Origin of the sequence: Terrirubrum flagellatum (assembly GCF_022059845.1) — a bacterium.
GTDB classification, from domain to species: Bacteria; Pseudomonadota; Alphaproteobacteria; order Rhizobiales; family Beijerinckiaceae; genus Terrirubrum; species Terrirubrum flagellatum.
In genome coordinates, this window is record NZ_CP091851.1 from 1 (window position 1) to 22,263 (window position 22,263).

23 protein-coding genes are annotated in these 22,263 nt (G+C 64.0%); 16 read left to right on the forward strand and 7 right to left on the reverse strand.

Features of this window, described 5'->3' with window-relative positions:
* Complete coding sequence (locus L8F45_RS00005) at positions 1-1,506, forward strand: Do family serine endopeptidase (RefSeq protein WP_425329969.1); 1,506 nt, start codon at positions 1-3, stop codon at positions 1,504-1,506.
* Between the two features lie 53 nt (positions 1,507-1,559).
* Here L8F45_RS00005 and serB read toward each other — a convergent pair whose 3' ends face one another.
* Positions 1,560-2,453 carry a phosphoserine phosphatase SerB gene (serB, locus tag L8F45_RS00010; RefSeq protein WP_342360844.1) on the reverse strand — a complete coding sequence of 298 codons (894 nt, stop codon included), beginning with the start codon at positions 2,451-2,453 and terminating at the stop codon, positions 1,560-1,562.
* Here serB and miaA point away from each other — a divergent pair.
* On the forward strand, positions 2,431-3,384 hold the full coding sequence (gene miaA / locus L8F45_RS00015) for a tRNA (adenosine(37)-N6)-dimethylallyltransferase MiaA (RefSeq protein ID WP_342360845.1): 954 nt from the start codon (positions 2,431-2,433) through the stop codon (positions 3,382-3,384). The genes serB and miaA overlap by 23 nt on opposite strands.
* On the opposite strand, the gene L8F45_RS00020 is transcribed toward miaA, so the two are convergent.
* Entirely contained in the window at positions 3,381-4,292 is a 912-nt protein-coding gene (locus L8F45_RS00020) for a LysR family transcriptional regulator (protein WP_342360846.1), read from the reverse strand. The genes miaA and L8F45_RS00020 overlap by 4 nt on opposite strands.
* 98 nt (positions 4,293-4,390) lie before the next feature.
* Here L8F45_RS00020 and L8F45_RS00025 point away from each other — a divergent pair, with 98 nt between their 5' ends.
* Positions 4,391-5,572, forward strand: coding sequence for an MFS transporter (locus L8F45_RS00025; RefSeq protein ID WP_342360847.1), 1,182 nt, complete (start codon positions 4,391-4,393; stop codon positions 5,570-5,572).
* A gap of 36 nt (positions 5,573-5,608) precedes the next feature.
* Positions 5,609-6,640, forward strand: coding sequence for an aldo/keto reductase (locus L8F45_RS00030; RefSeq protein WP_342360848.1), 1,032 nt, complete (start codon positions 5,609-5,611; stop codon positions 6,638-6,640).
* 3 nt (positions 6,641-6,643) lie between these two features.
* Here L8F45_RS00030 and L8F45_RS00035 read toward each other — a convergent pair whose 3' ends face one another.
* Positions 6,644-7,549, reverse strand: coding sequence for a LysR family transcriptional regulator (locus L8F45_RS00035; RefSeq protein ID WP_342360849.1), 906 nt, complete (start codon positions 7,547-7,549; stop codon positions 6,644-6,646).
* 104 nt (positions 7,550-7,653) lie between these two features.
* Here L8F45_RS00035 and L8F45_RS00040 point away from each other — a divergent pair, with 104 nt between their 5' ends.
* Positions 7,654-8,661 carry an aldo/keto reductase gene (locus tag L8F45_RS00040; RefSeq protein WP_342360850.1) on the forward strand — a complete coding sequence of 336 codons (1,008 nt, stop codon included), beginning with the start codon at positions 7,654-7,656 and terminating at the stop codon, positions 8,659-8,661.
* Here the strand turns inward: L8F45_RS00040 and L8F45_RS00045 are convergent.
* Positions 8,658-9,494 (reverse strand): RMD1 family protein, encoded by an 837-nt coding sequence (locus L8F45_RS00045; RefSeq protein WP_342360851.1) that lies wholly within the window; start codon positions 9,492-9,494, stop codon positions 8,658-8,660. The genes L8F45_RS00040 and L8F45_RS00045 overlap by 4 nt on opposite strands.
* 238 nt (positions 9,495-9,732) lie before the next feature.
* Between L8F45_RS00045 and L8F45_RS00050 the strand changes: the two genes are divergently transcribed.
* From L8F45_RS00050 to L8F45_RS00070, 5 genes are all read left to right on the forward strand, one after another.
* Positions 9,733-11,493, forward strand: a complete 1,761-nt coding sequence (locus L8F45_RS00050) for an acetolactate synthase 3 large subunit (RefSeq protein WP_342360852.1) — start codon at positions 9,733-9,735, stop codon at positions 11,491-11,493.
* The gene (locus L8F45_RS00055) at positions 11,493-12,218 is read left to right on the forward strand and encodes an aspartate/glutamate racemase family protein (RefSeq protein ID WP_342360853.1); all 726 of its coding nucleotides are present in this window, start codon (positions 11,493-11,495) and stop codon (positions 12,216-12,218) included. Before L8F45_RS00050 ends, L8F45_RS00055 begins: the two co-directional genes overlap by 1 nt.
* A gap of 118 nt (positions 12,219-12,336) precedes the next feature.
* On the forward strand, positions 12,337-13,041 hold the full coding sequence (locus L8F45_RS00060) for a glutathione S-transferase family protein (protein ID WP_342360854.1): 705 nt from the start codon (positions 12,337-12,339) through the stop codon (positions 13,039-13,041).
* A 24-nt stretch (positions 13,042-13,065) separates the two neighbouring features.
* On the forward strand, positions 13,066-13,608 hold the full coding sequence (ilvN, locus tag L8F45_RS00065; RefSeq protein WP_342360855.1) for an acetolactate synthase small subunit: 543 nt from the start codon (positions 13,066-13,068) through the stop codon (positions 13,606-13,608).
* A gap of 246 nt (positions 13,609-13,854) precedes the next feature.
* Positions 13,855-14,499 carry a glutathione S-transferase family protein gene (locus L8F45_RS00070; RefSeq protein ID WP_342360856.1) on the forward strand — a complete coding sequence of 215 codons (645 nt, stop codon included), beginning with the start codon at positions 13,855-13,857 and terminating at the stop codon, positions 14,497-14,499.
* A gap of 4 nt (positions 14,500-14,503) precedes the next feature.
* On the opposite strand, the gene L8F45_RS00075 is transcribed toward L8F45_RS00070, so the two are convergent.
* Complete coding sequence (locus L8F45_RS00075) at positions 14,504-15,058, reverse strand: DUF924 family protein (RefSeq protein WP_425329970.1); 555 nt, start codon at positions 15,056-15,058, stop codon at positions 14,504-14,506.
* Between the two features lie 53 nt (positions 15,059-15,111).
* Between L8F45_RS00075 and L8F45_RS00080 the strand changes: the two genes are divergently transcribed.
* From L8F45_RS00080 to ilvC, 3 genes are all read left to right on the forward strand, one after another.
* On the forward strand, positions 15,112-16,332 hold the full coding sequence (locus L8F45_RS00080) for an FAD-dependent oxidoreductase (RefSeq protein WP_342360858.1): 1,221 nt from the start codon (positions 15,112-15,114) through the stop codon (positions 16,330-16,332).
* Positions 16,333-16,428: 96 nt separating this feature from the next.
* Positions 16,429-17,079 (forward strand): TetR/AcrR family transcriptional regulator C-terminal domain-containing protein, encoded by a 651-nt coding sequence (locus L8F45_RS00085; protein ID WP_342363584.1) that lies wholly within the window; start codon positions 16,429-16,431, stop codon positions 17,077-17,079.
* A gap of 16 nt (positions 17,080-17,095) precedes the next feature.
* A complete protein-coding gene (gene ilvC, locus L8F45_RS00090) occupies positions 17,096-18,115 on the forward strand; it encodes a ketol-acid reductoisomerase (RefSeq protein ID WP_342360859.1) in 1,020 nt (339 codons plus the stop codon).
* Between the two features lie 80 nt (positions 18,116-18,195).
* Here ilvC and L8F45_RS00095 read toward each other — a convergent pair whose 3' ends face one another.
* The gene (locus tag L8F45_RS00095) at positions 18,196-18,567 is read right to left on the reverse strand and encodes a ComEA family DNA-binding protein (protein ID WP_342360860.1); all 372 of its coding nucleotides are present in this window, start codon (positions 18,565-18,567) and stop codon (positions 18,196-18,198) included.
* 222 nt (positions 18,568-18,789) lie between these two features.
* The gene (locus L8F45_RS00100; protein WP_342360861.1) at positions 18,790-19,329 is read right to left on the reverse strand and encodes a DedA family protein; all 540 of its coding nucleotides are present in this window, start codon (positions 19,327-19,329) and stop codon (positions 18,790-18,792) included.
* 204 nt (positions 19,330-19,533) lie between these two features.
* Here L8F45_RS00100 and L8F45_RS00105 point away from each other — a divergent pair, with 204 nt between their 5' ends.
* The 3 genes from L8F45_RS00105 to L8F45_RS00115 are packed head-to-tail and all read left to right on the forward strand — an operon-like array spanning position 19,534 to position 22,213.
* Positions 19,534-20,358, forward strand: coding sequence for an ABC transporter ATP-binding protein (locus L8F45_RS00105; RefSeq protein WP_342360862.1), 825 nt, complete (start codon positions 19,534-19,536; stop codon positions 20,356-20,358).
* Entirely contained in the window at positions 20,355-21,143 is a 789-nt protein-coding gene (locus tag L8F45_RS00110; protein WP_342360863.1) for an ABC transporter permease, read from the forward strand. Before L8F45_RS00105 ends, L8F45_RS00110 begins: the two co-directional genes overlap by 4 nt.
* 56 nt (positions 21,144-21,199) lie before the next feature.
* Entirely contained in the window at positions 21,200-22,213 is a 1,014-nt protein-coding gene (locus L8F45_RS00115; protein ID WP_342360864.1) for an ABC transporter substrate-binding protein, read from the forward strand.
* The last annotated feature ends 50 nt before the right edge of the window (positions 22,214-22,263 follow it).

Below are 22,263 nucleotides of genomic sequence, written 5' to 3' on the forward strand. Positions count from 1 at the left end.
ATGACGCGCGCTTTGACCGCTCCCTCCGCCTCCGGCCGCTGGGGGACAGCCCTCGCCGCCGTCGGGGTCGCCGCGATGCTGGCGTTCTCGCCGGTCGCCAGCGCGCCGGCTTTCGCCAAGGGACCTGACTCTCTCGCCGATCTCTCTTCGAGCGTGATCGACGCGGTGGTGAACATCTCCGCGACGTCGACGGCGCCGGTTGCCGAGCGGCGTCAACTCCAGATTCCGCAGTTGCCTCCGGGAACGCCCTTTGAAGAATTCTTCGACGAGTTCTTCCGGCGCGGCCCGGGCGGCCAGAACGGGCAGAACAGCCCTGCGCCGCAGCAGCGGCGCGGCAATTCGCTCGGCTCCGGCTTCGTCATCGATTCCGCCGGCATCGTCGTCACCAACAACCATGTCATCGGCGAAGCCAACGACATCACCGTGATCTTCAATGACGGCCAGCGCCTCAAGGCCGAGATCGTCGGCAAGGACACGAAGATCGATCTCGCCGTGCTCCGCGTGAAGCCAGAGAGGCCCTTGAAGGCGGTGAAATTCGGCGACAGCGAAAAGGCCCGCGTCGGCGACTGGGTGATCGCGATCGGCAACCCGTTCGGTCTCGGCGGCTCGGTGTCGGCCGGCATCGTCTCGGCGCGCAACCGCAATATCGATAGCGGCCCCTACGACAACTACATCCAGACCGACGCAGCCATCAACAAAGGCAATTCCGGCGGCCCGCTGTTCAACATGGATGGCGAGGTGATCGGCATTAATACCGCGATCCTGTCGCCGTCAGGCGGCTCGATCGGCATCGGCTTCGCCGTGCCGTCCTCGGTCGCGGCGTCGGTCGTTGATCAGCTCCAGCAATATGGCGAGACGCGTCGCGGCTGGCTTGGCGTGCGTATCCAGCAGGTCGATGATTCGCTTGCCGAAGCGATGAAACTCGGCAGCGCGCGCGGCGCGCTGATCGCAGGCGTCGACGACAAGGGGCCGGCGAAGCCGGCAGGCCTCGAAGCAGGCGATGTGATCGTGAAATTCGATGGTCGCGACATCCGCGACTCGCGCGATCTGCCGCGCATTGTCGCCGCGACGCCGGTCGGCAAGGAGGTCGAGGTCAAGATCATCCGCAAGGGCGCGGAGCAGACGAAGACCGTCAAGCTCGCGCGTCTCGACGAGACGGTCGTCGCCTCCAATACAGCCAAGCCGCAATCGACGCCTGCGCCCGAGACGAAGCAGGTGCTGGGTCTCGAGACCTCGTCGATCACGGATGAAGTCCGCAAACGCTTCAATCTCAAGGAAGGGCTGAAGGGTGTCGTCGTGACGCGCGTCGATCCGAATTCATCGGCCGCCGACAAGCGCATCCAGGCGGGCGACGTGATCGTCGAATTCGGCGAGCAGCCGGTGACGAAGCCCGAGGATGTCGTCAATCGCGTTGAGGCGCTGAAGAAGGACGGCAAGAAATCCGCCGTCGTCGTCATCGCCAACGCACAGGGCGAAACGCGCTTCGTGGCGCTGCCGCTGAACTAGGTTTTCGCGCCCGATTACTAAAAAGGCGGCTTGGGAGAGCCGCCTTTTTGTTTTCAGCGAACCCAATCTTCGATGCGATAGCCCTGCGCATAGAGAAGCGCCGTGAGATCTGTATGCTCAATCCGCGCATGAGCGGCGGCGGCGACTGCAGGCTTGGCGCGAAAGGCGACGCCGAGGCCGGCTTCGCCCAGCATGGCGAGATCATTGGCGCCGTCGCCAACCGCAAGCGTCTGCTCCGGCGCCAGGCCGAATTTCTCACGCAACTCCTTAAGCGTCGCGAGCTTCGCCTCCTTGCCGAGGATTGGCTCGCGCACCTTGCCCGAGAGTCTCTCGCCTTCGGTTTCGAGAATATTCGAGCGATGCTCGTCGAAGCCGATCGTCGCGCCGATCTTCGAGGTGAAAACGGTGAAGCCGCCGGAGACGAGGCAGCAATAACCGCCATTCGCACGCATGGTTCGCACAAGCGCTACGCCGCCCGGCGTCAGCGTGATGCGCTTTTCGATGATCTCGTCGACGATCGAGAGGGACAGTCCTTTCAGCAGCGCGACGCGTTCGCGCAGCGCCGGCTCGAAGGCGATCTCGCCGCGCATGGCGCGCTCGGTGATCTCCGACACTTCTTTCTTCAGCCCGACAAAATCGGCGAGTTCGTCGATGCATTCCTGGCCAATCATGGTGGAATCCATATCGGCGAGGAACAGCGCCTTCCGGCGATGTGGGACGGGCTGCACGATCACGTCGATCGGCGCGTCGCCGAGCGCTGCGCGGGCTTCTGACGCAATCGCTTTGAGATCGGAGTTGTCACCGCTAAAGAAAATATCGGCGGCGACGTCGCGATCGAGCCAAACCGGCGCGCCCGCGCCGGGAAGCGCGCCGGCGCCGCATGAAAGAAGCGTGGCGTCGAGCGCGGGGCGAGCAGGATTTGCGATGAAGGTTGCGACGTGGGTCATGGCGGATGGGCGGGCGATCGACGCCGCGCTCATTGCAGGTCCCACCGCCAGCGGCAAGTCGGCGCTCGCCATCGAGATCGCGCGGCGGACCGGCGGCGTGATCATCAACGCCGATTCCATGCAGCTCTATCGCGACCTCCGGATCATCACGGCGCGGCCAACGCCGGAAGAGGAAGCCGGCGCGCCACATCGCCTTTATGGTGTGATCGATGCGGCGGAGAATTTTTCGGTCGGGCGATGGCTGGCGGCGGCGTCAAGCTTGCTCGCGGACGTCCGCGAAGCGGGCCGGCTGCCGATCTTCGTCGGCGGCACGGGGCTTTATTTCAAGGCGCTGATGCAGGGGCTGTCGGACATTCCCGCGACGCCAGACGAGGTGCGCATGCGGGTGCGCGAGGAAGCGGAGGGTCAGGCGCCGGAAGCGCTGCATGCGAAGCTCATGGAGCGTGACCCCGAGACCGCCGCGACGCTGCGACCAAGCGATCCCCAGCGCATCCTGCGCGCGCTTGAAGTGTTCGAGGCGACAGGTCGTTCGCTCGTCTCCTTTCATGGCGAGCGATCAGGCGCGCTGCTCGACACCGCGCGTTGCTTCAAGTTGTTCCTCACGCCTGATCGTGAGGCGTCGCGCACGGCGATCGATCGCCGGTTTCTCGCGATGATGAAGGAAGGCGCTCTCGATGAAGTCCGCGCGTTGAAATCGCGCGGTCTCGATCCGGCGTTGCCTGCGATGCGCGCTCATGGCGTGCCGGGACTGATCGCTTGTCTCAATGGCGCCATGTCGCTCGAAAATGCGATCGCGAAAGGGCAGGCCGACACGCGCGCTTATGCGAAACGCCAAATGACCTGGTTCCGCCATCAGATGGAAGGGTGGGACGCGGCTGCTCCTGACCAAGCGAGAGAGATCGTTGCGCGGAATTTCGTCGGTGCGAGTTAGGCCCGCAGATCAGCCGTTTTCTCGACGAGAAAGTCGATGAAGGCGCGGACGCGGGCTGGCGTATGGCCCCCCTGGCCGACAAACACCGCGTTGATCTCCTCGACATCGCCAGGATTGAAGGACTCCAGCACCGGGACAAGTCTTCCGGCTGCGATATCCGGCCCGACATGGAAAAGCGCGAGGCGCGCGAGCCCCATGCCAGACAAGGCAAGCTGACGCGCGCTTTCGCCATCGCCAACGAGCGCATTGCCGGCAGCGGGAATATAGATGCTCTCTTCTCCATCGCGAAACGCCCATGCGCTGCGAATGCGCGCGAAGCCGAAATCGATGCGATTGTGACGATCGAGATCGGCGAGCGTATGAGGCGTTCCATGTTTCGCGAGATAGTTCGGCGAAGCCACAACGGCCATGCGGCTTTGTCCCAGCTTGCGCGCGACCAACTGCGACTCCCGCATTGGGCCGACGCGGATCGCGACATCGGCGCGCTCGTTCAGGAGATCGATGACGAGGTCGGTCAGAACAATATCGAGCGTCACGCCGGGATGCCGCGCGAGAAATTCGGGAACCAGCGGCAGAAGATAATGGAGTCCGAAGGGCACATTAGAGTTCACACGCACGCGGCCCTGCGGCGCGCTGCCCTTCGCGGCCTCCTGCTCCGCCTCGGCCATGTCGCCGAGGATGCGGACGCAGCGCTCATAGAACTGCGCGCCTTCCGGCGTCAGCAGCAGCTTGCGCGTGGAGCGATTGACGAGCCGCGCGCCCAGCCGCGCTTCAAGCCGCGAGATCAGCTTGCTCACGGCCGAGGGCGTCATGCGGAAAGCCCGGGCCGCGGCCGAAAAGCCGCCCAGTTCGACCGCGCGGGCGAACACCTCCATCTCGCCGGATCGATTGGCTTCCCATCTCGCCATGTGAATTCAAGTCATAGATGATATTCCCTGAGGCAATCTAAATCACCTCAGCCAACTGCGCCATCTCTCGTTGCAACGCACAATGAGAGGAGAGGCCGATGCCCCTTGCAGTTTACGCCCTTGCCGCCGGGGCCTTCGGGATCGGCGTCACCGAATTCGTCATCATGGGCCTGTTGCTCGATGTCAGCGCCGATCTCGGCGTCTCGATCTCGGCGGCGGGCCTGTTGATATCAGGCTATGCGCTTGGCGTGGTCGCCGGCGCGCCGCTGCTGGGCGCGCTCGTCGGCCGCTGGTCGCAGAAGTCGCTGCTGACGTCGCTGATGGTCGTGTTCACCCTCGGCAACGCCGCCTGCGCGCTCGCGCCTGACTACTGGACCCTGATGGCGGCGCGCGTGCTCACCGCCTTCGCGCACGCCTCCTTCTTCGGCGTGGGATCGGTGGCGGCGACGCGTCTGGTCGCGCCCGACCGCAAGGCGTCGGCGATCGCCGTCATGTTCACCGGTCTCACGGTTGCGAACATTCTCGGCGTGCCGTTCGGAACCTGGCTCGGCCAGGTGTTTGGCTGGCGCGCGACATTCTGGGCCGTGACCTTGGTCGGCGTCGTCGCGGTCGGCGTGATCTCGGCTCTGGTCCCTGCCGATCAGCCGAACGGCGAAAACAGCGATCTGCGCAGCGATCTCGCAGTGCTGGCGCGTCGCCCGGTGCTGCTTGGTCTCGCGACCACGGTGCTGAGCTGGGTCGGCGTATTCGCGGCCTTCACCTATCTCGCGCCGATGCTGACGCGCGTCGCCGGATTTCCTGAAAGCGCAGTGTCCGCGATTCTTCTCGTCTTCGGCGGCGGCCTCATCGCGGGCAATCTGATCGGCGGGAAACTCGCAGACAAAAATGTCGTGCGGACCGCGCTGACAAGTCTTCTCGCGCTCTCGGGCATGCTGTTCGCGATGAGTTTCGCGATGCGCGATCATATCGCAGCTATTATCTCGGTTGGCCTTCTCGGCGCCGCGGCCTTTGCGACTGTCGCGCCGTTGCAGATGTGGGTGCTGGAGAAAGCGTCCGGCGCGGGACAGGCGATCGCGTCGAGCTTCAATATCGGCGCGTTCAATCTCGGCAACGCGATCGGCGCCTGGCTCGGCGGCGTCGTGATCGATCACGGGCCGGGGCTTGGCGCTGTTCCGCTTGTCGCTGCGATCATTCCGTTGATCGCCTTCGCCGTCGCGCTCTGCAATTGGCGTCTCGATCATCGCGCGCCTGCGCTCGCCGCCATTCCGCGCGGCTGCTGATCTCTTCTTCCTCATCTTTCGCACATGGAGACCATCATGGAATATCGTCGTCTGGGTGCGTCCGGACTGAAAGTCCCGGCGCTGAGTTTCGGAGCGGGAACCTTCGGCGGGTCGGGTCCGCTGTTCGGCGCGTGGGGCAATACCGATGTCGCAGAAGCGCGCCGCCTGATCGACATCTGTCTCGACGCCGGCGTGACCTTGTTCGACACCGCCGACGTCTATTCCAACGGCGCGTCGGAAGAGGTGCTCGGCGAAGCGCTGAAGGGACGGCGCGACAAGGCGCTGATTTCCACCAAGATGTCGCTGCCCATGGGCGATGGCCCTGGTGACGCCGGCTCGTCACGCGCGCGGTTGATCAAGGCGACGGACGACGCGCTGCGCCGGATGCAGACGGATTATGTCGATCTCTTGCAACTGCACGCCTTCGACGCCGCGACGCCCGTCGAGGAAGTTCTGTCGACGCTCGACATGCTCGTGCGCGCGGGAAAGCTGCGTTACGTCGGCGTTTCCAATTTTTCCGGCTGGCAGCTCATGAAGTCGCTCGGCGCGGCGGAGAAGCATGGCTATCCCCGCTATGTCGCGCATCAGGTCTATTATTCGCTGGTCGGCCGCAGCTATGAATGGGAGCTGATGCCGCTCGGTCTCGATCAGGGCGTCGGCGCGCTGGTGTGGAGCCCGCTCGGCTGGGGCCGTCTCACGGGCAAATTGCGTCGCGGGCAGCCTCTTCCTGAGGGACGTCTGGCCGACACTGCGAAATTCGGCCCGCCGGTTAATGACGAACTTCTCTTCCGCGTCGTCGACGCGCTCGACGAGATCGCAAAGGAAACCGGAAAATCCATTCCGCAGATCGCGATCAACTGGCTGTTGCAGCGCCCGACTGTCTCATCGATCATCATCGGAGCGCGCAATGAAGAGCAGCTTCGCCAGAATCTCGGAGCAGTCGGCTGGTCGCTCTCGGGCGAGCAGATCGCGAAGCTCGACGCGGCGAGCACGACGGACGCCGCCTATCCCTATTTCCCCTATTACAGGCAGGAAGGCTTCGCGCGGCTCAGCCCGCCGGCGGTGTGATCCTCAGGTCCGGCCCGCTGCGTCGCTCTTGATGAAGTCGACGAAGGCGCGCAGCGGTCCGGGCATGTGCGTGCGACTCTGATAATAGAGAAAGGGGCCGGAGAATTCCTGCACCCAGTCGCTCAGCACGGGAACAAGCCGTCCATCGTTGAGCGCGGGCTTCAGATATTCCTCGAAGCTCGCGATGAGGCCGAGACCCGCGATCGCAGCGGCGATCTCCAGCTCCATCGAGGTCGCGACAAGCGGTCCCTCCGGGCTGACGCGGATAATCTCGCCGTCCTTTTCGAACTCCCAGGGATGGGTGACGCCGCTGGCGAAGCGATGGCGGATGCAGGCGTGCTGCAACACGTCATGGGGATGTTGGGGAACGCCGCGCGCGGCGAGATAGTCGCGCGAAGCTGCAACCACGAACCGCTGTCGGCGCGGACCCAACGGAATCGCGATCATGTCGCGCTCGACGCGTTCCTCATAACGCACGCCGGCGTCGAAGCCCGCGGCAAGGACATCGATGAACCTGTCGTTGACGACGATATCGACCGTCACCTCGGGATAGGCTTTGAGGAAGCGCGTGACGATCGGCGGCAGGATCTTGTGGCCGACGATCGAAGGCACGTTCAGCCTCAGCGTGCCGCGCGGGCTGTCGCGGAATGTGTTCATGGCGTCGAGAGCGCCGGAGATTTCGCCGAGCGCCGGCCCCAGCCGATCGAGCAGACGATCGCCGGCTTCGGTCGGCGTCACGCTGCGCGTCGTGCGGTTGAGCAGGCGGATCGACAGGCGCGCCTCCAACCGGCGGACGGCCTCGCTCAGCGACGAGGCGGAGACGTTGCGGTGCTGGGCCGCGCCGCGAAAGCTGCGGGCGCGAGCGACAGCGACAAAGGCGTCGAGATCGGACAAGTCGGGATCGGACATTGTGCGGATTTCCAAACAGGCCGTTCGATATTGGCCGGATTATCGCACAGAACAATCCGCGCCATATTCGCCTCGAAAGCCCGGTTGGGCTCACGGAGATGAAGATGGACATTCGTCAGCTTGGCGCGGCCGGCCCGCGCGTTTCGGCGTTGGGCCTTGGCTGCATGGCCATGTCCGGCATGTATGGCCCGGCCGATCGGGCCGAGAGCATCGCCACCATTCACGCCGCGCTCGAAGCCGGAATCACGTTGCTCGACACCGGCGACTTCTACGGCATGGGCCATAACGAGATGCTGATCGGTGAAGCGCTGAAAGGCGGCAAGCGCGATGGCGCGCTCATCAGCGTGAAGTTCGGCGCGCTGCGCGGTCCCGACGGCGCGTGGCTCGGCTATGACTCGCGGCCGCAGGCGGTGAAGAGCGCGCTGGCCTATACGCTGCAGCGGCTCGGCGTTGATCACATCGACATCTATCGTCCGTCGCGGCTCGATCCTGCGGTGCCGATCGAAGACACGATCGGCGCCGTCGCCGACATGGTGAAGGCCGGCTATATCAGGCATATCGGTCTGTCTGAAGTCGGCGTCGACACGATCCGCCGCGCGGCGAAGGTCCATCCCATCGTCGATCTGCAGATCGAATATTCTCTGATCTCGCGCGGCATCGAGGACGGCATTCTGCAGGCATGCCGTGAGTTTGGCATCGCCATCACCGCATATGGCGTTCTCTCGCGCGGCCTGATCAGCGGCCATTGGGACGCCAGCAAGGCCGACGCTGGTGATTTTCGCGCGCACAGCCCGCGTTTCCAGGCCGGAAATGTCGAGCAGAATCTTGCGCTCGTTGAAGCGCTGCGGAAGATCGCCGACACGAAAGACGTCAGCGTCGCGCAGATCGCCATCGCCTGGGTGATGGCGCAGGGCGACGATATCGTTCCGCTGATCGGCGCGCGCCACCGCGATCGTTTGACGGAATCGCTTGGCGCGCTCGATGTGAAGCTGGGCGCAAGCGATCTTGCTGCGATCGAAGCGGCCGTTCCGAGAGGCGCTGCCGCCGGCGATCGCTATGCGGCCTATGCAATGGCGCAACTCGACAGTGAGCAGCGCGTCAGCGCGCTTTAATGCCCGCTCTTGCTGAAAAAGATCTGATAGAGCGTCAGCGCGATCTCGGAAACGATCAGCAGCACGATCGCCCATTCGAGACGCAGTGATCGACGCGTGTCGATGAGATCGGTGAAAGCGGTCGCCGTCTCCTTGATGACGTCGAGCTTGCGGGTCAGCGCCACCGCGCGCTCCTTGAGCTCGTATTCGTCTTCGAGACGGCCATAGAGACGTTCGAGATCCGGGCGCTCCCAGAGAGCGTCCGGCTTCTCCTCGACCGCGACGCGGCCTGACATGGAATGCTGCACGCGCAGCGACTTGCCGATCAGCTTCAGCATGTCGCTGCGCGCGACGGGAAAGCTGCCCTTGTCGCCGAGGCGGCGCGCCAGCGGCTCGATCACATCGAACACAGCTGCGACCTCGCGTTCGTCACGGGCCAGCACGACGCTCTTCGCCAGCGCGTCGGCGATGACAAGCATCTTCTCCGGCAACAGCGACCGCAGATGGATCGGGCCGCCCGGCGGCACATGATCCTCCTGATCGCTCGCAAGCTGGATGATCGCCGTTTCCTCCTCCGCCTTGGCGAAGGGGCGGGCGATGCGCGGCCTGATCTGCGCAAGCAGCCCGTCCTCCTCGACAGGCGTCAGGCCGGCGAAGACGGCGACGCCGAAACGGAACAGGGCGGCGAAGCCATGGCCTCCCACACGGAACGCCAGGGGCGAGCTGGCGATCAGGTCCGAGCGTTCGAGGCCCGACGTGTCGAGCCGTTCGCCCAGCAGCAGGGCGCGAATGGTGATCTGGCGGGCCGTTCCTTCGGGCCCCTTGGGTGGCGCAATCGCCGCGACATCGCTCATGCCGGGGCTTATAGGCGGTTCCCTCTGTTCGCGGGAGGCCGCGACGCCGCTTGACCGCGACGCCGCTTTGCAGTTATCAGGCGAGGATGATGAAGAGCATTCTCGTAACGGAGCGCCGGTAGGGGCAGTCGCACCAGACTGTGGCCCCCGCGCCGGCGCATGCAAGGTCCCTCACGGGGCCTTTTTTATTGGCCGAATGGCGGCCGCGACGAGGATCGGAAAAGCCGAGGAGACGACGATGAGCGAGACGATGACCGGCGCTGAAATGGTGATCCGCGCGCTGCAGGATCAGGGCGTCGACACCCTCTTTGGCTATCCCGGCGGCGCCGTGCTCCCGATCTACGACGCCATGTTCCACCAGGAGAAGGTGAAGCATGTGCTTGTCCGCCACGAGCAGGGCGCCGTGCATGCGGCCGAAGGCTACGCCCGCTCTTCCGGCAAGGTCGGCGTCGTCCTTGTGACGTCAGGTCCCGGCGCGACCAATGCGGTCACCGGCCTCACCGACGCGCTGATGGATTCGATCCCGATCGTCTGCCTCACCGGCCAGGTGCCGACGCATCTCATCGGCTCCGACGCGTTCCAGGAATGCGACACGGTCGGCATCACGCGTCATTGCACCAAGCACAACTATCTCGTGAAGCGCATCGAGGATTTGCCGCGCGTGTTGCACGAGGCGTTCTATGTCGCGCAGAACGGGCGCCCCGGGCCCGTCGTGATCGACATCCCCAAGGACATCCAGTTCGCCTCGGGCGAATATGCGCGGCCGAAGGAGAATCAGCACAAGAGCTATCGCCCGCAGACCAAGGGCGACACCACCAAGATCCGCGCCGCGGTCGAGCTTATGGCGAAAGCGAAGAAGCCTGTGTTCTACACCGGCGGCGGCGTCATCAATGCGGGGCCGGAAGCTTCGCGCCTGCTGCGCGAGCTGGTTCAGATCACCGGCTTCCCGGTGACGTCGACGCTGATGGGCCTTGGCGCGCTGCCCGCGTCCGACCCGCACTGGCTCGGCATGCTGGGCATGCACGGCTCCTACGAAGCGAACCTCGCCATGCATGGCTGCGACGTCATGATCAATCTCGGCGCGCGCTTCGACGACCGCATCACCGGTCGGCTTGACGCCTTCTCGCCGCACTCGCGCAAGATCCATGTCGATATCGATCCGTCCTCGATCAACAAGAACGTCAAGGTCGATATCGGCATCGTCGGCGATTGCCGCGAGGTGCTCGCCGACATGATCGCGGTGTGGAAGGAGATGAAGCCGCAGCTCAACACGGTCGCGCTGAACGACTGGCGGCGTCAGATCGATGTGTGGCGCGCGCGCAAGAGCTTCTCTTACGAGAATTCGAAAGAGATCATCAAACCGCAATATGCGATCGAGCGGCTCTATCAGCTCACGAAAGACCGCGACGTCTATGTCACCACGGAAGTCGGCCAGCATCAGATGTGGGCCGCGCAGCATTTCCATTTCCAGGAGCCGAACCGCTGGATGACGTCTGGCGGCCTTGGCACCATGGGCTATGGATTGCCGGCGGCGATCGGCGCGCAGCTCGCGCATCCGAATTCGCTTGTGATCGACATCGCCGGCGAAGCCTCGATCCTGATGAATATGCAGGAGATGTCGACGGCGGCGCAGTACCGGCTGCCGGTGAAGATCTTCATTCTCAACAATGAATATATGGGCATGGTGCGCCAGTGGCAGGAATTGCTGCATGGCGGGCGTTATTCCGAAAGCTATTCGGCGGCGCTGCCCGATTTCGTGAAGCTCGCCGAAGCCTATCACGCCAAGGGCATCCGCTGCTCCGATCCGGCGAAGCTCGACGACGCCATCCGCGAGATGATCGATTATCCCGGGCCCGTGATTTTCGACTGTCTCGTCTCGAAGGAGGAGAACTGCTTCCCGATGATTCCGTCGGGCAAGGCGCATAACGAGATGATCCTGCCCGACTTCACCGGCGACACGAAGACGGTCATCGACGCCAAGGGCAAGGAGCTTGTGTGATGCAGATGAAGCGCATCGGCCTGATCGGCGGCACGAGCTGGGAATCGACGGTGATCTACTATCGTCTGTTCAATGAGCGCGTGCGCGATCGCCTTGGCGGGCTGCATTCGGCCCGCCTGATCCTTTCCTCTGTCGATATGGAGGAGATGGATCAGCATATGCGCGCAGGCGACTGGAACGGGCTCGGCGAAAAGCTGGCGGAAGAAGCGCGTCGGCTCAAGCGCGCCAGCGCCGAAGCGATCATTCTCTGCACGAACACGATGCATAAGGTGGCGGATCACATCCGCGCCGCGTCCGATCTGCCGTTTCTCGACATTCGCGAGGCGACCGGGCGCGCCATCGTCGCGCGCGGCGTCAAGCGCCCGCTGCTGCTCGCCACGCGCTACACCATGGAGAGCGATTTCTTCGCGCGGCGGCTGGAGGCTGACTTCGGGCTTCAGCCCGTCATTCCGAATGCGGATGACCGCACTGTGATCCATGATGTGATCTTCAATGAGCTGTGCCGCGGGATCGTCCGGCCGGAGGCGAAGGCGGCCTATCTCGCCGCGGTCGGCAAAGCGCGCGAAGCCGGCGCCGATGGCGTGATCTTCGGTTGCACCGAAATCGGCATGCTGCTCAGCCAGGCCGATCTCGACCTGCCGGCGTTCGATACGACGCCCATCCATGTGGACGCAGCGCTCGATTTCGCGTTCGGCGGCGCTCACGCGCTGCAATCCGCGGCCTGATTCCTGCTCGGCGGCGCAACCGATTGGCGATGATCATGCAGTCCATCACCAAAAGGCATGAGATCAGCGCCGCCTGGGCCGCTAGCTTCCTCCCCATCATTATCACGGGGAGCGGAGCATGAAGCTCGTTATCGCGAACAAGCTGCATTCGTCATGGTCGATGCGGCCATGGCTCATCGTCGCCCATTTCGGAATCCCGTTCGAGGAAATTCAGGTCCCGTTCGGTCCGACTGTCGACGATCCCGAATGGAAGGCGAAGATCGCCGCCTACACCCCGGCCGGCAAGGTGCCGGCGCTTGTCGACGGCGAGGTGAAGATATGGGAATCGCTCGCGATCATCGAATATCTCGCCGAGCGTTTTCCCGATCTGGCGATCTGGCCGCGCGACCGTGAAGCCCGTGCGATGGCGCGGGCGATTTCGAGCGAAATGCATGCGGGCTTCTCGGCGCTGCGCGGCGCCTGTCCCTGCAATCTTGGCAAGCGCCATCCCGCGAGGGATCGCGGACCGAAAGTCGCGGCCGACGTGGCGCGCATCTCCACGATCTGGAACGAGGCGCGCGCCCGTTTCGGCAAGGCGACGGGGAAGCCGTTCTTGTTCGGCGAATTCTCGGCGGCGGATGCGATGTATGCGCCTATCGCCACGCGCCTCCACACCTATTCGATCGCGGTCGATCCAGTGGCGCAAGCCTATGTCGACGCGATCTATGATCTTCCCGCCTTCCGCCAGTGGCGCGACGCCGCGCTGAAGGAGCCGTGGATCGTCGCCGAAGACGAGGCGGACGAGCCCACTCTCGAAAATTACCGACCGCACATCAAAACCTGAATCACCCAGAGCCAGAGCGCCCGCATGTCGACTCATTATCCCGCCGCGACCACGACCCTGCCGGTCAACAGGCACACGCTTTGCGTGCTGGTGGACAATGAGCCGGGCGTTCTCGCTCGCATCTCCGGCATGTTCTCGGGCCGCGGCTACAATATCGAAAGCCTCACCGTATCCGAGACCGAGCATGAGAAGCATCTCTCGCGCATCACCATCTGCACGGCGGGGACGGCGCCTGTGATCGAGCAGATCAAGCATCAGCTCGAAAGGCTGGTGCCGGTGCATGGCGTGATCGACCTCACCGTGAACGGCGATTCGATCGAGCGCGAACTCGCGCTGGTGAAGGTGGTCGGCGAGGGCGATGATCGCGTCGAGGCGCTGCGCCTTGCAGGCGCCTTTGGCGCCCGCACGCTCGATGCGACGCGCACTTCCTTCATCTTTGAGCTGACGGGCGCGTCCGAAGACGTCGATCGCTTCATCAGGCTGATGATGGAGGTCGGCCTGTCGGAAGTGTCGCGCACGGGCGTCGCCGCGATCGGCCGCGGCGCCAAGCCGATGGATGCGCGGTAGATCACGCCGCACTTTGATTGAAACAATCAAAGTGCGGGAACGTGATCGATTCCAAAAGTTTAGAGCATGGCTTTCGCGAAAAACCGGTTCCCACTTTTTCGCGCCATGCTCTGGGCAAAACTCCAATCTGTCATCGCCGGGCTTGACCCGGCGATCCAGATCGAAGCGTAGATACTTGAAAGTAGGACTGGATCGCCGGGTCAAGCCCGGCGATGACAGGCTGAGGATGCGGAGCTGGAGACGCCCATGACCATCAAGCTGTTTTATTCCCCCGGCGCCTGTTCGCTCGCGCCGCATATTGCGCTTGAGGAGGCGGGCGTTCCGTTCGAACCGGTGCGGGTGGATTTCTCGAAGACGCAGCAGCGTTCGCCTGATTATCTCAGGATCAATCCGAAGGGGCGTGTGCCAGCGCTCGCCGACGGCGATTTCATCGTCACCGAAAATCCGGCGGTGCTGCGCTACATCGCGACGCTCGCGCCGGAAAAGAAGCTGTGGCCTGACAACGCCCGCGACGAAGCGCGCTGCATGGAATGGATGGCGTGGATTTCATCGGGCGTGCATGTCTCCTACGCTCATATCCGTCGCGCCGAACGCTATGCGACGGGCGAAGAGGCGATCGCCAATGTGCAGGCGAAGGGCCGCGAGACCACGCGCGACGTGTGGCAGGCGGTCGAGGCAAAACTGCCGGCCGAAGGCTGGTCGTCTGGCGATCGCTACAGCGTCGCCGACGCCTATCTCTATGTCTTCTGGGCGTGGGGCGGCGGGCAGGTGCTCGGCTACGACATGACGAAGGATTTCCCGAAGTGGAGCGCGCTGGCGAAGCGCGTGGCTGACAGGCCGGCGACGCAGCGCGCGCTGGAGCGGGAAAAGGCTGTCATGCAGGCGGCGTGACGCCTCATCCCTTGAAGACGTCGCCTTTCAGGAACTCTTCTTCCTCCGCTGTCATCGCGCGCCCGAGCGTGGGATTGCGATGGGGGAAGCGGCCGAATTTCGCAATGATGTCGCGATGGATATGGGCGTATTTGACGCCGTTCTCGTCGCGGGCCCTTGTGTAAAGCGCGAGGCAGCGATCCTGATCCGCCAGCTCTTCGGAATGCATGAAGGGGAGGTAGAAGAACTCGCGCATCGTTGTGTCGGTCGCATCATCGAACCCACGCGCGATGGCGGCGTCGGCGATGCGGCGCGCATGCGCGTCCGTTGCGAAAGCGCGCGGCGATCCGCGGAAAAGATTGCGCGGGAACTGATCGAGAAGGATGAGCAGCGCGAGCGCGCCTTGGGCGTCATCAGCCCAACTGTCGAGCTCGCCCGACGCAGCCTTTTCGACAAGCGCGCCGAAGCGTTGGCGGATATCCTCGTCGAACGCGTCGTCCTTCCCATACCACTTGTCATATCCCGCATCGCGCCAGAACGAGATGATCGCTTCAGCTTGTTCGTTGGCCACAGGCTGCATCCCGACTTGGCGCGCGGCGCTTCTGCGCCGGCGCTGCGCTCAATATAGGCGCCATGCGTCCGCTCGCCATCGCGATTGCGGGACGCGGGCCGGCCGGCATGGCGGCCGCGCTCTTCCTGCATCGCGCCGGTCATCTCGTGACGGTGTTCGACCAGATGCCAGCGCCGCAGCCGATCGGGTCGGGCCTGATGATGCAGCCGACGGGTCTTGCGACGCTTGGCGCGCTTGGGCTCGAAAGCGAAATCAGATCGCTCGGGCGGCCGATCACGCGTATGTTCGGCAAGGTGCTGCCGTCGGGGCGCACGGTGCTCGATGTCGCCTATGATCCCGCAGATCGTGGCTTGCGCGGGGTCGCCGTGCATCGCGCCGCCTTGTTCGGCGTGTTGCATCGCGCGCTTCTCTCATCGGGCGTTGCAATCGAGACCTCGACGCGGATCGTCGAATGCGGTGCGGCGTCCGCCGGTCGCCCCTTTCTTGTCGACGACAAGGGCAGGCGACATGGTCCCTTCGATCTTGTCGTCGATGCGCTCGGCTCCCGCTCACCGCTGGCGGCGGACGATCGCAAGGCTGCGCGCGGGCGCGACCTTTCCTTTGGCGCGCTGTGGGCGACATTGCCCTGGATTTCAGGCGCGTTCGACGATCATCAACTGGAGCAGCGCTATCGCCGCGCCGACGTCATGGTCGGCGTGCTGCCGATCGGGCGTATGGAATCTGGCGGCGTCGAGCAGACGGCGTTCTTCTGGAGCCTGAGGCCTGAGCAACATGCGCAATGGCTCGCGAACGGGCTCGACGCCTGGAAGGACGAGGTGCGCGCGCTCTGGCCGCAGACCGAGCCGCTGCTGAGTTCGATCACGCATCCTGAACAGCTCACGCTTGCAGCTTATCGGCATTTCACGCTGCCTTATCCCGCGCACTCTGCGATCGCGCGCATCGGCGACGCCGCGCATGCGACATCGCCGCAACTTGGGCAGGGCGCCAACATGGCTCTGCTCGACGCCTGGGCGCTGGCGGCGGCGCTGGCTAGCGAGAACGATCTCGAACGCGCGCTGCATCTCTATGTCCGGCTGCGCGGGCTGCATGTGCGCGTCTATCAGGCGGTCAGCGCGATCTTCACGCCCTTCTATCAGTCCGACAGCGATCTGCTGCCCTGGCTGCGCGATCATGTGCTCTGGCCGATCAGCCGCGTGACGCCCATGCCGACGATGCTGTCCTGGCTGGCGCAGGGAAGGCTGATCGATCCGGTGAAGACGCTCGCGGCGCTGACGAAATCCTGAGCCTTCCAAGCCCTCGAAGAATCCACTTGCGTCGGAGCCGCTCGCCCTCTAGACGGCAGAACCGTAACGTACGGTACTCTCCGATTGCCCATGGAAATGCCCGCCCCTCCGGACCCGAAAGGACCGACAGCGCGCCAGCAGGCCGTGCTCGACGCCGTGCTCGGGCTGATGGTGGAGGAGGGTGATCATCTCACCATGGCGGCAGTCGCGCGGCGCGCGAGTTGTTCGAAGGAAACGCTCTACAAATGGTTCGGCGACCGCGACGGGCTGCTCACTGCGACGGTGCAATGGCAAGCCTCGAAGGTTCGCGCCGGCAATTATGACCGGCAGCGACTCGACGCGGCGGCGCTGCGAGACAGCCTCGCGAATTTCGGCGCCAACTGGCTGCAGGTGATTTCAAGCTCGACCTCGATCGCGCTCAATCGCATCGCGATTGGCCACGCCGCGTCAGGCAAGAGCAATCTCGGCGGCATCGTGCTCGCCAACGGGCGCTTCGCCATCGGTGAAAGGTTGAAGCCGGTGCTCGAAGCCGGCCGTGACGCGGGGCTTCTGTCGTTCGATGACACCGAGACGGCGTTCCGCACCTTCATCGGGCTTGTCGGCCGCGACGTGCAGATTCGCCTGCTGCTCGGCGATGAATTGAAAATGACAAATGCGGAGATCGAGCGCGACGCTGCGCGCGCCGCCGAACAGTTTCTCGCGCTTTATGGCGCGACGAAAAGCGGACCGAGAATTAGAAGTCTCTAACACAAGAGGAAAGACCATGCGTGTTTATTATGATCGCGACGCCGACATCAACCTGATCAAGGGCAAGAAGGTCTGCATCGTCGGCTATGGCAGCCAAGGCCACGCCCATGCGCAGAACCTGCGCGACTCCGGCGTCAAGGATGTGATCATTGCGCTGAAGGCCGGATCGGCCACGCGCGCCAAGGCGGAAGGCGCGGGCTTCACCGTGATGACGCCAACCGAAGCGGCCAAGGTTGCCGACGTCATGATGATGCTGACGCCGGACGAATTGCAGGGCGACATCTATCGCGACGAACTGCACGCGAACATGAAGAACGGCGCGGCGCTGATGTTCGCGCACGGCCTCAACGTTCACTTCAACCTGATCGAGCCGCGCAAGGATCTCGACGTGCTGATGGTGGCGCCGAAGGGCCCTGGCCACACGGTTCGTTCGGAGTATCAACGCGGCGGCGGCGTGCCGACCCTGATCGCGATCCATCAGGACGCGTCGGGCAATGCGCATGATCTCGGCCTGTCCTATGCGTCGGCGAATGGCGGCGGCCGCGCCGGCATCATCGAGACCACCTTCAAGGAAGAGTGCGAGACCGATCTCTTCGGCGAGCAGGTCGTGCTCTGCGGCGGCCTCGTCGAGCTGATCAAGGCCGGCTACGAGACGCTGGTCGAGGCGGGATATGCGCCCGAGATGGCCTATTTCGAGTGCCTGCACGAGGTGAAGCTGATCGTCGACCTCATCTATGAAGGCGGCATCGCGACGATGAACTACTCGATCTCGAACACAGCCGAGTACGGCGAGTATGTCACGGGGCCGCGCATCATCACGTCCGACACGAAGGCGGAGATGAAGCGCGTGCTCACCGACATCCAGTCCGGCAAGTTCACGCGCGACTGGATGCTCGAAAACAAGGTCAACCAGACCTCGTTCAAGGCGACGCGCGCCCGCATGGCGGCCCATCCGATCGAGCAGGTCGGCGAGAAGCTGCGCGCCATGATGCCGTGGATCAAGGCGAAGGCGCTGGTCGACAAGACGAAGAATTGATCTTCACCCAGCCTTCGCTGATCTCAAATGAAACGGGCGGCCATCGGCCGCCCGTTTTGATTCTTACGCGTGGCGTTCGATCAGAACGTCACCTTGTCCTTGATTGCGTCTTCGGCGTTCTTCGGCACGACCTTGCGCGTGACGAAATCGTTCCAATCCTTGAACTTCGTCTTGGCGCGCGCGGTGACGATCTCCTTGGCGCGGGCCGGCCCGATCTGCGGCAGCGCGTCGAGGTCCTTCTCGGTCGCGGTGTTGAGGTTGATCTTGGTCGTTTGCGCGGCCGGCGCGGCGGCGGGCTTGGCCGCAGTCGTCGCGGGCGCCGTGGTCGCAGGCGCAGTTACGGCCGGCGCCGCAGGCTTTGCGGGCGTCGCGGGCTGCGTGGTCTGAGCGTAGGACGCGCCGGCCAGAAGAGTCGCGATGGCGGCGGCGCCGAACAATTTGCGAATGATCATGGGACAAACCCCGTCATGCTGCTTCCGGGAGGAGGCTCGCGCGAGGAGCCCGGAGCTTCGCGCGAGGCGTCGAACATGCGTTCGATACGCTCCAAGATTCGGCGCGCTCACGGGCTGCTAAAAGGCGGGATCAAGGCGCGCTTGCGGTTTTTCGCTGAACCCTGGCTAAACCGTTTATCGCCCGTTCATCTCCAGGTGAAAATCGCTGCGGCGCAGCGCGTTTCAGTTGAGGAAGCCGAGATACTTGTTCGCCATCTCGCCAACGACGCCGGTGCCATAGAGCATCGCGAAACCCCACACAATCGACGCAGCGATGTTGGCGAGATGGAAGGGCGGCTGCGGCATCTTCGCAATGCCGGCGACGAGCGCGACGATGGCGCGCACCGGCCCGAAGAAATGGCCGATGAAGACAGCCGGCGCGCCCCACTTCTCGAAGAAGGCGTGGCCACGGGCGAGAACCTCGGGCTTGTCGCGGAATGGCCAGGTGTGCTCGGCGCGCGGTCCAAGCCAGACGCCGAGCAAATAAGAGGTGTAGAACCCGAACGCGGCGCCGATCGAGGCCGAGATCGACAGCGGCAGAAGATTGAGTCCGGCGGCGCCGGCGAAGGCGCCGAACGCGACGAAGAAGAATGTGCCGGGGATAAGCAGCGAGATGAACGCGAAGCACTCGCCGAAGGCGATGAGGAAGACGATGACGATGGCAAACTGCGGATAGGCCCTGCAGAAATTGATGACCGGCTGAACGATCGAATCCAGATCCAAGAGCTCTCTCCTCGCGACGGCGCCCGCGCTTGTGGCACGCAGGCGCGGAAGGCTGCAAGCGGCGCCCGCATGCATGGCCCGAAGGGTCAATCGCCTTGACCTTTCCGCCGGCGCAAGGTTGACATCGCGAGGCTGCTTTTGAGCGGGCGGCGGCAAGAGATTAAGGGGCGGGGCGAACCCGCCGCGCGGGAGGATGAGACGCTGATGGGGCCGGGTTCGGGCGCTTCACCCGCCATTTCGCTGCGCGGCGTCTCGATCGCCTACCGGGTTCGCGACGGCGCCCGCTATGAGGCGGTGCGGCCGGTCGATCTTGACGTCGCCGACCAGTCCTTCGTCGCCATCGTCGGCCCGACCGGTTGCGGCAAGTCGACGCTGCTCAACGCGGTGGCCGGCCTTGTCGCGCCATCCTCAGGCTCCGTCTCGGTGTTTGGCGAGCCGCTGAAAGGGATCAATCGGCGCGCCGGCTATCTCTTCCAGCTCGACGCGCTGATGCCGTGGAAGACGGCGCTCGACAATGTCGCGGTGGCGCTGGAGCCCATGGGCGTCAGCCGTAGCGAAGCGCGGGAGCGCGCCCGCGCCATGCTGAAGCGCGTGGGCCTTGGCGCCTTCGCCGACCGCTATCCGCACATGCTTTCGGGCGGCCAGAAGAAGCGCGTGGCCTTGGCGCAGACATTGATCCGCGACCCTAAGCTCCTGCTCATGGATGAGCCGTTCGGCCCCCTCGACGCGCAGACGCGCGTGATCATGGGCAATTTGCTGCTGGAGCTCTGGGCGGCCGACCGCAAGGCGGTGATGTTCATCACCCATGATCTCGATGAAGCCATTGCGCTCGCGGATCGCGTCATCGTTATGGCCGCCGGGCCGCAGTCGCATTTCGTCGGCGATTTCCGTATCGATCTGCCGCGGCCGCGCGACATCGCGGAAGTGCGCCATGACAAGCGGTTCTTCGATTTGCATCGCGACATCTGGGCGAAACTGCGCGACGAGGTGAGCCGCGCCTATGCGCAGGCGGACGGGGTCGCAGCATGAAGCCAAATCGCGCGCTCGTCATTGTGCTGCAGATCCTGTTCGGGATCGCGCTGCTCGTCGCCTGGCATTTCTCCGCCAACATCAAGGTCGGGTCGGCGACGCTGAAGTTTTTTCTGTCCGCGCCGATCGACGTCTTCTGGCGCGTGGTGAAGCTGTTTAGCGAAGGCGACATCTGGGGCCACATGTGGATCACCTTCCAGGAGACGGTGTACGCCTTCCTGATCGGCTCCTTCGCCGGCGTGATCTGCGGCTTCGCTTTGGCGCGCAACGCGCTCGCTGCGGCTGTCGCTGATCCCTATCTCAAGGCGGCGAATGCTCTGCCGCGTGTCGTGCTGGCGCCGATCTTCATGCTGTGGCTCGGCCTCGGCATCTGGTCGAAGGTGGCGCTCGGCTTCAGCCTCGTCTTCTTCATCGTCTTCTTCAACGTGTTCCAGGGCGTGCGCGAAGTGCCGCCGACGATCCTCGCCAATGCGCGCATGCTCGGCTTCAACGAGCGCCAGCTCTTCCGCCATGTCTACTGGCCGGCGGCGCTGACCTGGATGTTCTCGTCGCTGCATACCTCGGTCGGCTTCGCGCTCGTCGGCGCCGTGGTCGGCGAATATCTGGGATCGGCGGCGGGGCTTGGCTATCTCATCCATCAGGCCGAGGGCGTGCTCGACACGACAGGCGTCTTCGCCGGCATGGCCATCCTGACCGCGTTCGTGCTCGTCATCGACGCGTTCGTGACTCTGATCGAGCGCCGCCTGCTGATCTGGCAACCGCAGGGCGCGCAGACCACGACTTGATCGCTGCGGCGAACCGACGAAAATAGGCTCAAACCACAAAGGATTTGGAGGAAATCATGGATCGCAGGCATTTCACGAAAGTTCTTGGCGCAGCGACGCTTGCGCCTCTCGCCGCGCCGGCCGTGCATGCGCAAGGCGCCAAGCTGACGCTCGGCGTCGGCGGGAAGCCGCTGCTCTATTATCTCCCGCTGACGATCGCGGAGCGCCGCGGCTTCTTCAAGGACGAGGGGCTGAACGTCGAGATCAACGACTTCGGCGGTGGCGCCAAATCACTGCAGGCGCTCGTCGGCGGTTCGGTCGATGTCGTCACCGGCGCCTATGAGCATACGGTGCGCATGCAGGCGAAGAGCCAGGACATTCGCGCGATCTGTGAGCTCGGCCGCTTCCCCGCGATCGTGATCGGCGTGGCGAAATCGAAAGCCGACAAGATCAAGTCCGCCTCTGACCTGAAAGGCGCGAAGATCGGTGTGACGGCGCCTGGCTCCTCGACCTCGATCACCGTGCAATATGCGATGCTGAAAGCCGGCCTGAAGCCGACGGACGCCGCTTTCATCGGCGTGGGCGGCGGCGCGAGCGCGGTCGCTGCGATGAAGAAAGGCGATATCGACGCGATCAGCCATCTCGATCCTGTCATCGCCAAGCTCGAGGCGGATGGCGACATCGTCGTGCTGATCGACACGCGCACGGAAGCCGGCACCAAGGCGCTGTTCGGGGGCACCAATCCGGCTGCTGTCGTCTATACCCGCAACGATTTCATCGAGAAGAATCCGGAAGCGGCGCAGAAAGTAACCAACGCCTTCGTGAAGTCGCTGAAATGGCTCGCCTCCGCCAAGCCGGAAGATGTCGCCGCCAGCGTGCCCGAGGATTTCTATCTCGGCGACAAGGAGCTCTATATCCGCGCGGTGAAGAATTCGCTGGAGAGCTATTCGCGCACGGGCATCATCTCGCCTGAAGGCATGAAGAGCGTCTATGACATGGTGAAGGCGCTCGATTCCGAGATGGCGAGCGCGCAGGTCGATCTCTCCAGGACCTTTGTCGACAGGTTCGTGAAGAAGGCGACATCAGCCTGAGCCGCCGCCAGCGTCGTTAACTTCAGCAACGGGTGATCGGTTCGATCACC